The organism is Cupriavidus sp. GW821-FHT02F09 (assembly GCF_059421605.1).
Genome location: NZ_JBWKVH010000022.1, coordinates 19,095 through 33,791 on the forward strand (window position 1 = coordinate 19,095; position 14,697 = coordinate 33,791).

Sequence of the window (14,697 nt, forward strand, 5' to 3'; positions counted from 1 at the left end):
CGCAGCCTCGCCCGGCGCGCGTTGCGTCAGTTGAAGAGGCCATATGACCGATCTGCGCTTTTATTCCACCAGGACCGCTGCCGAGATGCTGGGCGTCTCCCTGCGCACGGTCCAGCTCTGGGTCGAAAATGGCCGGCTGCCCGCGTGGAAGACTGACGGCGGACATCGCAGGATCCCGGCCGATTCGGTCGACCGCATGGTGGCCGACCAGCGCAGCCAGACCGCCGCACCCACGACAGCGGCAGCCGCCCCGGCGGGAAGGGCGTTTCGCGTACTGCTGGTGGAAGACGACGAGCACCTGCTGCAGATTTACCGCATGGCGCTGGAAACCCTCAACCCGTCGGTCGAAATACTCGAGGCCACGAACGGATACGACGGCCTGCTGCTCATTGGCAGCAGCAAACCCGACCTTGTCCTCCTGGATCTGATCATGCCTGGCATCGATGGCTTCCGCCTGTGCAGGACCATCGACGCGCAGCAGGAGTTTGCCGCCACACGTATCGTCGTGGTGACCTCGCTGGACAAGCATGCCATTGCGGACCGCGGCGGTATTCCCGGGCATATCCGTGTCTTTTCCAAGCCAATCCCGATGTCCGTGCTGCAGTCGCTGGTGGTGACCTTGCAGGTCGGCCCTGGCACGCCAGCCTAGGATTTGGGCAGGCGCAATGGCGGGATTCAGCGTCGCCATTGTATATCATTTTTTTCAAATACCATGATGCGCCGGGTTTCATATTTACGCGCATCGCGTGCGGTAAAGGGCGGTCTGCTTCTGCCCTAGCCACACTCCCCCTCCCGGAGATCCCCCATGTCTATGCATGAACAACACCTGCGGGAAGCTGTACGCCTGGCACACGCCAATCGCGCACGCGGCGGCCGCCCCTTTGGCGCGGTGCTCACGCTCGATGGCGAGCAGGTGGCGACCGGCGTCAACGACATCGTGCACAGCTTCGACCCCACCACGCACGCGGAGATGCAGGCCATCCGCGCCGCGTGCCGCAAGCTCGGCCGGCCGAGCCTCAAGGGTGCCGTGGTGTACGCCAGCGGCCATCCGTGCCCGATGTGCCTGGCCGCGTTGATCATGACCGGCGTGCAGGCGGTGTACTACGCCTTCGACAATGCCGACGCCGCGCCCTACGGGCTTTCGAGCGAGGCCGCCTACCAGGCGCTGCGCCTGCCGCTGGATCCGCCGCCGCTGCCGCTCACCCGCCTGCCGGCAGGGATGACAGCAGCGCAACTGTATGGGGCATAGGGCGAAAGCCATGCGCAAAAACGGGCCGCAAATGCAAAGCGTACCCGTTTCTGCGTGATCCACAGAACCCGCTCCGTACCCGTTTCTGCGTGATTTTCAGCAGGCCGGAACAGGGGGCGTACCCGTTTCTGCGTGGTGCAAAGCGCCTGGGTGCCAGCCCCGGTCAGTAGGTTTTGTAGGGCAGGAACTTGCCCGACATCTCGATCTTCACGCGATCGCCATTCGGATCGGCCTCGCGCTGCAGGTCCATGCGGAAATCGATCGCGCTCATGATGCCGTCTCCAAACTCTTCATGGATCAGCGCCTTGAAGGTCGTCCCGTAGATGCTGACCAGTTCATAGAAGCGGTAGATCAGCGGATCGCTCGGCACGGGAGTGGGCAGCGAGCCCTTGTATGGCACGGTGCGCAGCCACGGCTCGGCCTCCGGCGGCAAGCTGAAGATCTCCATCACGGCCTGCGCGCCGGGCGCGTCGAAGGCCATCTGGCCCAGGCACGCGGCGGTCGTCCACTCCTTGCTCTTGCCGACCTTCTCGGCCACATCGGACCACCTGATGCCTTTGGTGACCTTGGCTTCGATGATCAGGTCGGTGATATCGCTGCGATTCATTTGTGCTCCTCTGGTTTCTGGATTGGCTTTGGGGGGACTTTTGGGGGGACGGATGCCAAGACGGGGCGGCACTAGCGCCGGACGATGTCAGGGAAGCCCGTCCAGCCGCGTGCAAACCGCGGTGCGCGCGTTGTCGTATCGCACCAGCGCGGCAAAGGACGTAGCACCCGGCACGAGGGCCTGCAGCGCCAACACGACAAGAAGGATCGGCATCGCACCTCCACAGGTTCACGCGCACTAGATGGTGACGCGTCCGGCACGCCTCAGGCACACATCAGGCAATGTCACCGCGTGCCAGTGTGGATCGGTGCGCGCATCACCAGAATGACCACGCGCGCGCCCTCCGTGACAAAGCGCTCCGCGCAAGGTTCATGCCACTGCGCAGGACACTGGACGCCTCGCTAGGTGGTGCCTGCAAGCGCAGGCGCTACGCACAGGCGCACCAAGGCCGCTGCGGCGCACGCACTGCCGCGGTGAATCACGCCGCGCGTGCGCACCTGGCATTGCACCCTCGCCCCCAAGCGGTGCAGCGCGGCGGGTGGAATCCTGCCGCACGCCGTGCATCGCGTCGCGCCGCACGTGGCACAGCCATTGCTTGCATACAAGATCGCATACAAGCAGGGCACAACGGCCGCAGCCTGAGACCCGCGAATTCCCGGAGAAACGCCATGACCCAATTTTGCGACGAGACGCTGGCGCACTACGCCCGCAGCGCGCTCAAGCTGCACGGGCTGGAGCTGCCCGAGGACGCCGAGACGCGCGTGATCGAACAATTCCTGCGCGTGGCCGCGATAGCAGCGCCCATGCTGGCGCACCCGCTGGATGCGCACGATGAGCCAGCTCCGGTGTACCGGCCATGAGCGCGCGCGATCCCGTGTTCGAATCCGCGCTGGCGATCCGCAGTGACATCGACACCGGCGCGCGCAGCGCGCTGGATGTGGCCACCGCCACGCTCGCGCGCATCGAGGCCTGCGACCCGCTGCTGCACGCCTTCACCGCCGTGACGCGCGAGCGCGCGCTGGGCGAGGCGCGCCGCGTCGATGCGCTGCGCGCCCAGGGCGCGCGGCTGCCGCCGCTGGCGGGCGTGCCCTATGCAGTGAAGAATCTGTTCGACGTGGCGGACCTCACCACGCTGGCGGGCTCTCGCGTGCTGGCCGGCACCGCACCGGCCCGGCGCGACGCGGTGCTGGTTTCGCGCATGCGCGAGGCGGGCGCGGTGCTGGTGGGCACGCTCAACATGGACGAGTTCGCCTACGGCTTCACCACCGAGAACGCACATCGGGGCACCTGCCGCAATCCGCACGACCTGGCCCGCGTGGCGGGCGGCTCCTCCGGCGGCAGCGCGGCGGCGGTGGCCGCGGGCCTGGTGCCGTTGTCGCTCGGCTCGGACACCAATGGCTCGATCCGCGTGCCGGCCGCGCTCACCGGCATCTTCGGGCTCAAGCCCACCTATGGGCGGCTGTCCCGCCGCGGCAGCTATCCGTTCGTGCACAGCCTGGACCACGTCGGCCCCTTCGCGCGCTCGGTGGCGGACCTCGCGGCGGCCTACGATATGCTGCAGTTCGCCGACACCCGGGATCCGGCCTGTGCGCGCCGCCCGCTCGAAGCGGTCAGCGGCCAGGCGCCCAGGCGCGTGCGCGCGGCACGCCTGGGCGGCTACTTCGATGACATGGCCGGCCCCGATGCGCGCGCCGCCGCGCAGCGCGTGGCCGACGCGCTCGAAGCCACGGACGTGATCCATCTGCCGGGCGCGGCGGCCGCGCGCTCGGCCGCCTTCGTCATCACCGGCACCGAGGGCGGGCACCTGCACCGCGAGCATCTGCGGCACCAGTACGCGCAGATGGAGCCGCTCTCGCGCGACCGCCTGGCCGCCGGACTGGTGCTGCCGGCCGCGTGGTATGTGCGCGCACAGCAAGTGCGCGCGGCCTTTCGCCAGGAACTGCTCGACGCCTTCACGCGCACCGAGCTGCTGATCGCCCCGGCCACGCCGGTGGCTGCGCCGCTGGCCGGGCAGGAGAGCATCGACATCAACGGCCAGGTGCTGCCGGCGCGCGCCAGCCTGGGCCTGCTGACCCAGCCCATCTCGTGCATCGGCCTGCCAGTGCTCACTGTGCCGCTGGCAGGCCCCGCCGGCTTGCCGCTAGGCGTGCAACTGATCGCGCCGCCGTGGCGCGAGGACCTGGCCTTTGCGGCCGCCCAGGCGCTGGAGGCCGTAGGCGTGGCGGCATGCCCGCGGCCATCCGCATTGCTCGCGCGGGCCGCGGCATGAGCGGCGCCGAGGTCCGTGTGGTCTCGCGCGCCGAAGCGGTCTACGCGCAGCTGCGCGACGACATCTTCGAGTTCCGGATGCTTCCCGGCGACCGCTTCACCGAAGGCGAGATCGCCCAGCGCCTGGGCGTGTCGCGCACGCCGGTGCGCGAGGCGCTGCTGCGGCTGCAATCCGACGCGCTGGTGCAGGTGTATTTCCGCAGCGGCTGGGAGGTGGTGCCACTGGATTTCACACGCTTCGACGAGCTCTACGAACTGCGCAAGCTGATCGAGGTCAACGCCGTGCGCATGCTTTGCACGCACGCCACACCCACGGTGGATCACGGCGCGCTGGCCCAGCTTGCGCAGTTCTGGCAGGTGCCGCGGGACGCGCGCCTGGACGACGGCCGCCTGGTGGCGCAACACGATGAGGCCTTTCACGCGGCACTGGTAGCGGCGGCGGGCAATCGCGAAATCGCCAGCGTGCACCGTCAGGTGACCGAGCGCATCCGCATCATCCGCCGGCTCGATTTCACCTACGCCGCGCGCGTGACCGCCACCTACGACGAGCACGCCGCCATCCTGCGCGAGATCCAGCGCCAGCGCGCGGAGCAGGCCGTTTTGCTGCTGTCCAGCCATATTGAAGAAAGCCGCGCCGAAGTGCGCAAGATCACGCTGCACCGCTTGCAGACGATACGCACCGACGGCGCGCGCGCACGCGCCTGACATGCACCGAGATAGCACCGCATAGGCGCGGCACTCCCCGGCGTCTCCCGATTTTGTCCCTCCACTCCTTTCGTCGCGAGATCAACATGACCGATTCACGCTTCAACCCACGCCGCCGCCTCGCCCTGCGCCAGAGCCTTGCCGCCGGCGCGATGCTGGCCGCGCCTGCCATCGTGCGCGCGCAGGCGCCGAAGATCCGCCTGGGCTTCTGGCCGATCGCCGGCGGCATCCCGCTGTACGCGGGCATCGAGACGGGGCTGTTCAAGCGGGCCGGCCTGGAGGTGGAGGCCGTGAAGTTCGCCAGCGCGCAGCAGGTGGTGGAAGCCATGATCGCCGGGCGCATCGAGGGCTCGGCCAACGGCACGGCTTCCGCGGCGCTAGGCCTGGGCGAGATCACCTCGCCCGGCCTGTGCAAGATCTTTGCCGCCAACCCGTCCAACGCTACGCTGCTGCTCGATGAAATCCTGGTGGCCAAGGACAGCCCCTTCAAGACCCTGGCCGAGCTCAAGGGCAAGCGCATCGGCTGCGGCCCCGGCATCCAGAACGTGACGCTGGCCAAGGTGATCTTCGAGAAGAACGGCTACGCCGACGTCAAACCCGTCGAGTTGCCGGTAGGCCAGCACGTGGCCGCACTCGCCGCGGGCCAGCTCGACGCGGTCTACACGCTGGAACCCACCGGCACCGTGGGCCGCCTCAACGGCACCTGCCGCGCGCTGGAGTACGGCGTGATCTCGCGCTACGTGCTGGGCAACGCCAGCCTGCCGTGGTTTGGCGGCTCGGCTTCGCTGACCTCGGCCTTCCTCTCGTCCAGCCCTGAGTTGTCGAAACGCTTTATCGCCGCCTACGGCCAGGCCATCGACATGGTGCGCAAGGACCCCGTCAAGGTGCGCCCCTTCCTGAAGGGCTACACCAGCATCGACGACCAGCTGGCCAGGGAAGTGCCGCTGCCCGGCTTCACGCTCTACAACGAGTTCAAGCCGGCCGATATCGAGGCCTTCCAGAAATTCTTCGACGTCTTCCACGACCGCAAGTTGTTTGCCCGCCGGGTGCCGGTGGCGGACATGCTCTACCGGGGCTGACATGCGTGCATCCAACCTGGCGCCGCGGCTGCTGCCGCTGATCGGCCCACTGGCGCTGCTGGCGCTGTGGCAAGCAGCGGTGTCGGCCAAATGGGTCAACCCGGTGCTGCTGCCATCGCCGGCGGCAACGCTCGGGGTACTGTTCACAAGCGTTGCCGACGGGTCCATCAACGCGGACCTGCTGGCCACCGTGTCGCGCACCTTCTACGCCTTTGCGATCGCCGCGGTGATCGGCGTGCCGCTGGGCGTGGCGCTGGGCAGCTCGGTCCCGGCCTATCGCAGCGTGGAATTCCTGATCGACTTCTTCCGCTCCACGCCGTCATCCGCGCTGATCCCGCTGTTCATGCTGCTGTTCGGCCTGTCGGATGCGAACAAGATCGCCATTGCCGCCTTCGCGGCGGTGCTGCTGATCCTGTTCAACAGTGCGTATGGCGTGATGAACGCCAGGAAGACGCGCGTGCTGGCGGTGCAGGCCATGGGCGTATCGAAGTGGCACGTGTTCAAGGACGTGCTGCTGATGGAGAGCCTGCCGCAGACCTTTGTCGGGCTGCGCACCGGCGTGTCGATGTCGCTGGTGATCGTGATCGTGGCGGAGATGTTCATCGGCTCGGACACAGGCCTTGGCCACCGCATCATCGATGCGCAGCAGGTCTTCAATATCCGCAGCATGTACGCCGCCATCCTGGTCACCGGCGCGCTTGGCTACGTGCTCAACCTGGCCTTCTTCATGCTGGAGAAGCGCTTTGTCCACTGGAGCGGCAAATGAGAGTCCTGCAATCGGGCGCCGGCGTGGCCGACGCGCCGCCGCCATCGGCGCTGGTGGCCGCTCCGGCCGGGCGCGAGGTCCATGTCACCATCCGCGGCCTGTCCAAGGCCTTCGGCGGCGTGCCGCTGTACCAGCATCTCGACCTGGACCTGCCGCGCGGCAAGATCGTCTCGATCTTCGGGCCCAATGGCTGCGGCAAGTCGACGCTGATCAACATGGTGGCCGGCCTGCTGCCGTTCGACCGGGGCGAGGTGCTGTTCGATGGCAAGACGCTGCGCCAGACCGTGATCGGCTACGTCTTCCAGAACTACCGGGACGCCCTGCTGCCGTGGATCTCCGCGCGCGACAACGTGGCCTACCCGCTGCGCCGCAAAGGCATGCCGGAGGCACAGGCCAAGGCCCGCACCGAGGAGCTGCTGCGCACCTTCGACGTGCGCTTCGACGTCAACCGCTTTCCCTATGAGCTCTCGGGCGGGCAGCAGCAGCTGATCTGCATCATGCGCGCGCTGGCGCCGCGGCCCGAGGTGCTGTTCCTCGACGAACCCTTTTCTGCGTTGGATTTCGAGACCACCCTGTTCATTCGCGACAAGCTCCAGGAGGTGCAACTGGCGGAGGGCACCACCATGGTGATCGTCTCGCACGACCTGGAAGACGCAGTCTTCCTGGCCGACCGCATCCTGCTGCTGACGCGCCGGCCCACGCGCGTGGCCGAGGCGATCGACTTCGACATGCCGCGCCCGCGCGATGCGCAGGCGGTGGCCGATCCGCGCTTCATCGCCACCCGCGCGCATGCGCTGGCAGTGTTCCAGCGCGAGGTGCGGGCACGCTGAGACGCGTGCAAACGGGCCGCTGCACAGGCAAATCTTTGCGAGAGTTATTTCCGATGTAACGCCACATTACGGGACCGGCCACGGTCCCGTTTTCTTTTCGAGGCTGCGGCCGGCCCCGCGCCATCACCCGTGCGCCCAATGCCGGCAAGGCCTGGCGGGTGACGTGCAAGGGCCCGGAAAGCCTCGCCAAAGGTGAAGCCGAGGCCCTTGAAAGTGTGATTGCGCCTTACAAGTGCAAGCACACCGGCGCGGGCCCGATGGCTACAGTGAGGCCATGTTCAACGCGAAGCCAGTCACGGAGTCCCCAACATGAAACGCGCCATCGCCCTCGTTGTCCTGCTCTGCTCCGCAGCGTCCCTGCTGTCCGCCTGCATCGTGGTGCCCCCGCGTGGCGGCCCGCCGCCGTACCGTTACCACGACCGCTATTGAGCGGCTGCAGGTAACACGCACGCGCCGCCCCCGAAATCCAATGCATCGCTCGCACCCCTGGAGTTGAACCATGAAACGCCAACTGCTGCTCGCCCTCACTACCCTTGCCGCCGGCGCCGCGCTTGGCCTGATCTCGCCGGCCCAGGCCCAGGCCTATCCCCCGGGCTACCACGGCAGCCCGCACATGCGCCCCGCGCCGCCCCCGCCGCGCTATGAACCGCGCCCGCCGGGCCGCCCTGGCCAGGCATGGGTGCCGGGACACTGGAACGCCAACGGCGGCAGCTATGCCTGGCGCGGCGGCTACTGGCAGCGCGAACGCCCGGGTCACCGCTATGTGCCCGAGCGCTGGGTGCAAAGCCCGCACGGCGGCTGGGTGATGCGGCCCGGCTACTGGACCCGCTAAACCGGCCGAGCCGTCCCGGCAAGGTAGCCACGTACGCCGTCCCGCCTTGCGCGCGGACGGCGTCTTTTTTTGTGCTTGCATAGCGCACCCGTCACGCCGCGCCAGCGCGCCATCGAGTGTGTGCTAGCCAACAGTCCCCCCCTGTGGCCCGGCATTACAGTCACTTCACTACCCGTCACCCGGCTCGCCACGAACGCGAGCCAGGCTTCGTGCTGCGTGAAGGAGACATGCCATGGCAGACGACAAGCAGATCGTACCGGTCATCCTGTGTGGCGGAGCGGGCTCGCGGCTGTGGCCGTTGTCGCGCGACGGCTATCCCAAGCAGTTCCTGCGCCTGCTCGGACAAGACTCGCTGCTGCAGGACACCCTGTTGCGGGTGCGGGAGATTCCCGGTGCGCAAGCCCCAATCCTGGTCAGCAACGAAGCGCACCGTTTCGTGGTGGCCGAGCAAGCGCGGGAGGCTGGCTGCGCGTTGTCCGCCATCGTGCTCGAGCCGCATCCGCGCAATACCGCGCCCGCCGCGGCGGTGGCCGCGCTGCAAGCGCGCAGCGGCGGCGCGGACCCGGTGCTGCTGGTGCTGCCTTCCGATCACCTGATCCGCGACCGCGCCGCCTTCACGCAGACCGTGTGCCAGGCCAGCGCCGTGGCCGCGACGGGCGTGGTGGTGACGCTGGGCGTGGTGCCCACGTTTGCCGCCACCGGCTACGGCTATATCAAGGCGGTGCCCAGCAATACGGCCGACTTGCTGTCGGTCGCGCGCTTCGTCGAGAAGCCCTCGCTGGAAATGGCCACCGGCTACCTGCAGGAAGGCAACTGCTTCTGGAACAGCGGCATTTTCCTGTTCCGCGCCTCCGTCTATCTCGCCGCGCTGGAGCGGTTCGCCCCCGACATCCTGCTGGCCGCGCAGGAAGCGATGGTGCGCGGCCACCGCGACCTGGACTTCTTCCGGCTCGACACGGACGCCTTCGCCGCCTGCCGCTCCGACTCGATCGACTACGCCGTGATGGAGCACCTGCGTGACGCGCAAATGGCCCCGCTGTCCGCCGACTGGAGCGACGTGGGCTCCTGGGATGCGGTCTGGAAGGCCGCAGAGAAGACCGCCGATGGCAACGTGGCCATCGGCGACGTGGTCACGCACCACGCGCGGGGCTGCCTCGTCCACGCCTCGCACCGAATGGTGGCGGTCGCCGGCCTGGACGACGTGATGGTGGTGGAAACGCCGGACGTGGTGCTGGTGGTCCACAAGGATCACTGCCAGGACGTGAAGCAACTGGTGGAAACGGTACGCGCCCAGGGCCGCCCCGAGGCCACCCAGCATCGCAAGGTCTACCGGCCCTGGGGCGCCTACGACGCGGTGGACCACGGTACGCGCTACCAGGTCAAGCGCATCACGGTCAAACCCGGCGCCAAGCTCTCGCTGCAACTGCATCACCACCGTGCCGAGCACTGGGTGGTGGTTTCCGGCACGGCGCGCGTGCGCCGCGGAGACGTCGAGTACCTGCTGACCGAAGACCAATCCACCTATATCCCGATCGGCGAGGCGCACAGCCTTGAAAACCCCGGCCGGATCCCGCTCGAACTGATCGAGATCCAGTCCGGCTCTTACCTTGGCGAAGACGACATCATCCGGATGGCAGATATCTATGGGCGCACATGATCTCGAACCCTTCGGCCGGCTTGCGACCACCGAGCTGCAGCCCGAAGCCAGCGGCAACACCGGCAGCGGCGGGGCGCAACGCCCGCGCCGCGCGCTGATCACTGGCATCACCGGCCAGGACGGTGCCTACCTGTGTGAGCTGCTGATTGCCAAAGGCTACGAGGTGCACGGCATCAAGCGCCGCAGTTCGCTGTTCAACACCGAGCGCATCGACCACCTGTACCAGGATCCGCAAGCGTCCAGGCGCAGCCTGATCCTGCATCACGGCGACATGACCGACACCGCCAGCCTGGTGCGGGTGGTACAGCAATCGCAACCTGACGAAATCTACAACCTGGCGGCGCAAAGCCACGTGCAGGTGTCGTTCGAGGAACCGGAATACACCGCCAACACGGATGCGCTGGGCACGCTGCGCCTGCTCGAAGCCGTGCGCATCCTTGGCCTGGAGAAGCAAACGCGCTTCTACCAGGCGTCCACATCCGAGCTGTACGGCCTGGTGCAGGCAACACCGCAGAAGGAGACCACGCCGTTCTACCCGCGCAGCCCCTATGCAGCCGCCAAGTTGTACGCCTACTGGATCACGGTGAACTATCGCGAGGCCTACGGCATGTATGCCTGCAACGGCATCCTGTTCAACCACGAGAGCCCGGTGCGCGGCGAGACCTTTGTCACGCGCAAGACCACGCGGGCGATGGCGCGCATCGTGCTGGGGCTGCAGGACACGCTCTATCTCGGCAACCTGTCGGCCCTGCGCGACTGGGGCCACGCGCGCGACTACGTGGAAATGCAGTGGCTGATGCTGCAGCAGGACAAAGCCGAGGACTATGTGATCGCCAGCGGCGAGCAGCACAGCGTGCGCGAGTTCGTGCAGCTGGCCGCCCTGGAGCTCGGCATCGCGGTGCGCTTCGAGGGCGAAGGCGCCGGCGAGGTGGGCGTGGTGGCGCACGTTGATGCCGCCACCTGCCCGGTGGCAGCGCGCTGCAAGCCAGGCGACACGATTGTGCGGGTGGACCCGCGCTACTTCCGACCGACCGAAGTCGAGACGTTGCTGGGCGACGCCAGCAAGGCGCGCGAACAGCTGGGCTGGTCGCCGCGCACGAGCTTCGGGGCGCTGGTGCGGGAAATGATGGAAGCGGACTTTGCCGCGGCGCGGCGCGATGCGTTCGTCAAGCTGGCTGGCTTCCGGGCCTATGACCATCATGAGTGACGCCGGCACCGCAGTGTCAAGCGACCCCACGCCGTCATCCGCATCCTTGCCAGCGCGGCACTCGCGGGTGTTCGTGGCGGGCCACCGCGGCATGGTCGGCTCGGCCATCGTGCGTGCGCTGGACGCGCGTGGCCAGGCCGACATCATCACGCGCGGCCACACCGAGCTCGACCTCACCGACCAGCAGCAGGTGCGCGCGTTCTTCGCCACCCAGGGCATCGACACGGTCTACCTGGCAGCCGCGCGCGTAGGCGGCATCCACGCCAACCATACCTTTCCCGCCGAGTTCATCCAGCAGAACCTGATGATCGCGGCCATCGTCATCCACGAAGCCTGGCGCGCGGGCGTGAAGCGCCTGCTATTCCTCGGATCGAGCTGCATCTACCCGAAGTTCGCACCCCAGCCCATCAGCGAGGCCGCGCTGCTTACCGGGCCGCTGGAGCCCACCAACGCCCCCTACGCCCTGGCCAAGATCGCAGGCATTGCGCTGTGCGAGAGCTACAACCGCCAGTACGGCACCGACTACCGCAGCGTGATGCCGACCAACCTCTACGGCCCGGGCGACAACTATCACCCCGACAACAGCCACGTGATACCGGGCCTGCTGCGGCGCTTCCACGAAGCCGGCATGGCCCACGCCCAGCACGTGCCGGTGTGGGGCAGCGGCACGCCGCTGCGCGAGTTCCTCTACGCGGACGACCTGGCCGCGGCATGCCTGCATGTGATGGCGCTGGCCGAGGACGTGTACCGCCAGACCGCGCCGGCCGGATTCCTGAACGTGGGCAGCAGCGAGGAAGTCAGCGTGCGCGAACTGGCGGGGCTGGTGGCGCAGACCGTGGGCTTTCGCGGCGACATCGTCTTCGACAGCGGCAAGCCCGACGGCACACCGCGCAAGCGGCTCGACTGCACGGCCCTTGCCGCCACCGGCTGGCAACCGGCCGTGGCGCTGCGCGACGGCCTGCGCCTGGCCTACCTGGATGCACTGCAGAGCGGAAGGCTGGCACATGGCACAGCACCGGCACAACACGTGGAGACCTGACATGAAACCCCTGCTCCGCCATCCCGACAAGCGCGCGCGGCCTCAGGCCACTGCGTCCGCAACGTCGGCTACCTCGGCAACCTCGGCCGCCAGCGGCGCGGCAGCGAGTCCCGGTGCGCTCTGGCCCGGACAGGTCATCTTTCCCACGGGCAGCGCGGATGCGGGCCTGTGGCGGCGCTGCCTGCAGCAGATGCGCGCCATCTCGCTCAGTCCCGGCGCGCTGGTGGTGCTGGCGGGCCAGAGCCGGCTGGAGAACTGGGCCATGCTGCTGGCCAGCATGGCGCTGGGGCGGCGACGCGCGGCCTTCTTCCACGGGGCCGCCTTTGCCAGCGTGCCTGGGCGAGTTGGCGCGCTGGCAGACGCGGTATTGCTGCGCCATTGCCAGGGCGTATTCGTCGGCAGCGAGCGCGGCTGCGCGCGCGCCATTGCCGCCGACGTTCCCCCGCGCAAGATCTTTGCCTGCCGCCCGCCAGCCGTGCTGCCGGACGGCTTCGATGCTGCCGCCGAACGGCGCGAGCGGGTCGAGCACGCTGCACCGCCGCATGCGCCGCATTTCCTGCATGTTGGCGCCCTCACGCACGATCCGGCCCTGGTGCTGCTGCTCTATGCCTTTGCCGGCGCGCGGCAGGCGTGGCCGGCGGCCACGCTATCGCTGGTGGGTACGGGCCGCGCTTATGGCCGGCTGCGCACCATGGCCGACGCGCTCGGGCTGGGGCCGTCGGTACGCTTCCTGGGCGCGATGGCGCCGGCCGACTTCGCCGTGGAGTACCGCAAGGCGAGCTGCCTGGTGCTGCCAGATGCCGCGCAGCGCTGGCATCCGCTGGTACGCGAGGCACTGAGCTACGGCTGCCCGGTGGTGGTGAGCGTGAATAACGACGACGCCGGCGAACTGATACGCGACGGCGTCACCGGCCTGTATTTCAAGGCGGGCGACGCCGGTGCGCTGGCCAGGTGCCTGGTGCAGGTGCCCACGCGTTTTGCGGATGCCGCCGCCACCGCCGAGCGCTGCCAGGCCGCCGCGCTGGAGGACTCTCCCGCCTCCGCGGGCAGGGCCATGGCGGCTGGCTGCGTGCGGATCATGGCCGCGGACTAGACGCACGCCGCAGCGGGCGCGACAGCTGCGTACCCCATACAGAGCATCGACGCCACTGACGCTACGGTTGCCATGAAGATACTCATGTACTGCCTGAACTATGCGCCCGAGCTGACCGGCATCGGCAAGTACACCTGCGAGCAGGCCGAGTGGCTGGCCGCGCGCGGCCATGAGGTGCGGGTAGTCACCGCGCCGCCGTACTATCCGGCGTGGCGCGTGGGCGAGGGCTATCGCGCGTGGCAATACAGCCGCGAGCGGCGGCGCTGGGTGGAGGTGTATCGCGCGCCGCTGTGGGTACCGCGCAAGCCGGGCGGCATCACGCGGCTGCTGCACCTGGCGAGCTTTGCCGTATCCAGCCTGCCCAGCCTGATGGCCCAGTTGCGCTGGCGCCCGGATGTGCTGTTCGTGGTGGAGCCTCCCCTGATGTGCGCGCCGGCCGCTTTGCTGTTCGCACACTGGAGCGGCTGCAAGACCTGGCTGCATGTGCAGGACTATGAGGTCGACGCGGCTTTTGCGCTGGGGCTGCTCCGCCGGCCCTGGCTGCGCCGCGTGGCGCGGCGCGTGGAGCATCAGTTGATGACGCGTTTTGACCGGGTCTCGTCGATCTCGCAGGCCATGGTCTCTCTGGCGCGTGGCAAGGGCACGGAGCCTGAGCGCGCGGCCTTGCTGCCCAACTGGGTCAACCTGTGGGAAATCGGCGCCGGCAGCGCCATGCTGGCGCGCCGCACGCTGGGCATTCCAGCTGATGCCGTGGTGGCGCTGTACTCAGGCAATATGGGCGCCAAGCAGGGGCTGGATGTCATGGCCGATGCCGCCCGCCTGCTCGATGGCCATGAACGCCTGCACTTCATCTTCTGCGGCGACGGCGCCGGGCGCCCCGCGCTGGAGGCCGCCTGCGCGGGGCTGCCACAGGTGCGCTTCCTGTCCCTGCAGCCCGCCGCCATGTTTGCCTCGCTGCTGGCCGCGGCCGACATTCACCTGCTGCCACAACGCGCCGGCGCCGCCGACCTGGTCATGCCCTCGAAGCTGACCGGCATGCTGGCCAGCGCTCGCCCGGTGGTCGCCACCGCGGAGCCGGACACGGAGCTTGGCCGCGTGGTTGCGCAATGCGGCGTGCTGGTGCCGCCTGGCGACGCGGCCGCGCTGGCCGCCGCCATCGACATGCTGGCTGCGCAGCCCGCCCTGCGCGCGCACCTGGGCGGCGCCGGCCGGCGCTGGGCCGAGCAGCACCTGGACCTCGACATGGTGCTGGGCGAATTGGAGAAGGCGCTGTTCGCGCTGATCAGGCACCAGCCCGCCGGCGCGCCCAGCACCGCCGGGGTCGGCAGCGAATAGCACACGCCACCGTTCAGGCGTTCAGACGTT

16 protein-coding genes are annotated in these 14,697 nt (G+C 68.4%); 14 read left to right on the plus strand and 2 right to left on the minus strand.

Going from position 1 to position 14,697, the window contains the following annotated elements:
* Nucleotides 1-43: 43 nt before the first annotated feature.
* Nucleotides 44-649 (plus strand): response regulator, encoded by a 606-nt coding sequence (locus tag AC07XB_RS22830; RefSeq protein WP_174425785.1) that lies wholly within the window; start codon nt 44-46, stop codon nt 647-649.
* Nucleotides 650-805: 156 nt separating this feature from the next.
* Nucleotides 806-1,249 (plus strand): nucleoside deaminase, encoded by a 444-nt coding sequence (locus AC07XB_RS22835; protein ID WP_492371870.1) that lies wholly within the window; start codon nt 806-808, stop codon nt 1,247-1,249.
* 163 nt (nt 1,250-1,412) lie between these two features.
* On the opposite strand, the gene cynS is transcribed toward AC07XB_RS22835, so the two are convergent.
* Together cynS and AC07XB_RS22845 are read right to left on the minus strand one after the other, a co-directional pair.
* A complete protein-coding gene (gene cynS, locus AC07XB_RS22840) occupies nt 1,413-1,856 on the minus strand; it encodes a cyanase (RefSeq protein ID WP_492830021.1) in 444 nt (147 codons plus the stop codon).
* Nucleotides 1,857-1,943: 87 nt separating this feature from the next.
* Nucleotides 1,944-2,069: a hypothetical protein gene (locus AC07XB_RS22845; protein WP_492371872.1), complete on the minus strand. Its 126-nt coding sequence runs from the start codon at nt 2,067-2,069 to the stop codon at nt 1,944-1,946.
* Nucleotides 2,070-2,524: 455 nt separating this feature from the next.
* On the opposite strand from AC07XB_RS22845, the gene AC07XB_RS22850 reads away from it, so the two are divergent.
* From AC07XB_RS22850 to AC07XB_RS22905, 12 genes are all read left to right on the plus strand, one after another.
* The gene (locus tag AC07XB_RS22850) at nt 2,525-2,716 is read left to right on the plus strand and encodes a DUF4089 domain-containing protein (protein ID WP_492830018.1); all 192 of its coding nucleotides are present in this window, start codon (nt 2,525-2,527) and stop codon (nt 2,714-2,716) included.
* Nucleotides 2,713-4,125, plus strand: coding sequence for an AtzE family amidohydrolase (locus AC07XB_RS22855; protein ID WP_492830016.1), 1,413 nt, complete (start codon nt 2,713-2,715; stop codon nt 4,123-4,125). Before AC07XB_RS22850 ends, AC07XB_RS22855 begins: the two co-directional genes overlap by 4 nt.
* Nucleotides 4,083-4,829, plus strand: coding sequence for a GntR family transcriptional regulator (locus tag AC07XB_RS22860; RefSeq protein WP_492830014.1), 747 nt, complete (start codon nt 4,083-4,085; stop codon nt 4,827-4,829). Before AC07XB_RS22855 ends, AC07XB_RS22860 begins: the two co-directional genes overlap by 43 nt.
* Nucleotides 4,830-4,915: 86 nt before the next feature.
* Complete coding sequence (locus tag AC07XB_RS22865; protein ID WP_492371875.1) at nt 4,916-5,908, plus strand: ABC transporter substrate-binding protein; 993 nt, start codon at nt 4,916-4,918, stop codon at nt 5,906-5,908.
* Nucleotide 5,909: 1 nt separating this feature from the next.
* A complete protein-coding gene (locus AC07XB_RS22870; protein WP_492371876.1) occupies nt 5,910-6,674 on the plus strand; it encodes an ABC transporter permease in 765 nt (254 codons plus the stop codon).
* Nucleotides 6,671-7,504 carry an ABC transporter ATP-binding protein gene (locus tag AC07XB_RS22875; protein WP_492371877.1) on the plus strand — a complete coding sequence of 278 codons (834 nt, stop codon included), beginning with the start codon at nt 6,671-6,673 and terminating at the stop codon, nt 7,502-7,504. The genes AC07XB_RS22870 and AC07XB_RS22875 overlap by 4 nt, the downstream gene beginning before the upstream one ends.
* Nucleotides 7,505-8,003: 499 nt before the next feature.
* Nucleotides 8,004-8,336, plus strand: coding sequence for a hypothetical protein (locus AC07XB_RS22880; protein ID WP_492371878.1), 333 nt, complete (start codon nt 8,004-8,006; stop codon nt 8,334-8,336).
* Between the two features lie 232 nt (nt 8,337-8,568).
* A complete protein-coding gene (locus AC07XB_RS22885) occupies nt 8,569-9,993 on the plus strand; it encodes a mannose-1-phosphate guanylyltransferase/mannose-6-phosphate isomerase (RefSeq protein ID WP_492371879.1) in 1,425 nt (474 codons plus the stop codon).
* Nucleotides 9,980-11,200 (plus strand): GDP-mannose 4,6-dehydratase, encoded by a 1,221-nt coding sequence (gmd, locus tag AC07XB_RS22890; protein WP_492371880.1) that lies wholly within the window; start codon nt 9,980-9,982, stop codon nt 11,198-11,200. Before AC07XB_RS22885 ends, gmd begins: the two co-directional genes overlap by 14 nt.
* Entirely contained in the window at nt 11,193-12,239 is a 1,047-nt protein-coding gene (locus AC07XB_RS22895; RefSeq protein ID WP_492830037.1) for a GDP-L-fucose synthase family protein, read from the plus strand. Before gmd ends, AC07XB_RS22895 begins: the two co-directional genes overlap by 8 nt.
* A 1-nt stretch (nt 12,240) precedes the next feature.
* Nucleotides 12,241-13,332, plus strand: a complete 1,092-nt coding sequence (locus tag AC07XB_RS22900; RefSeq protein ID WP_492830012.1) for a glycosyltransferase — start codon at nt 12,241-12,243, stop codon at nt 13,330-13,332.
* Nucleotides 13,333-13,404: 72 nt separating this feature from the next.
* Entirely contained in the window at nt 13,405-14,667 is a 1,263-nt protein-coding gene (locus tag AC07XB_RS22905) for a glycosyltransferase WbuB (RefSeq protein ID WP_492830010.1), read from the plus strand.
* Nucleotides 14,668-14,697 lie beyond the last annotated feature (30 nt).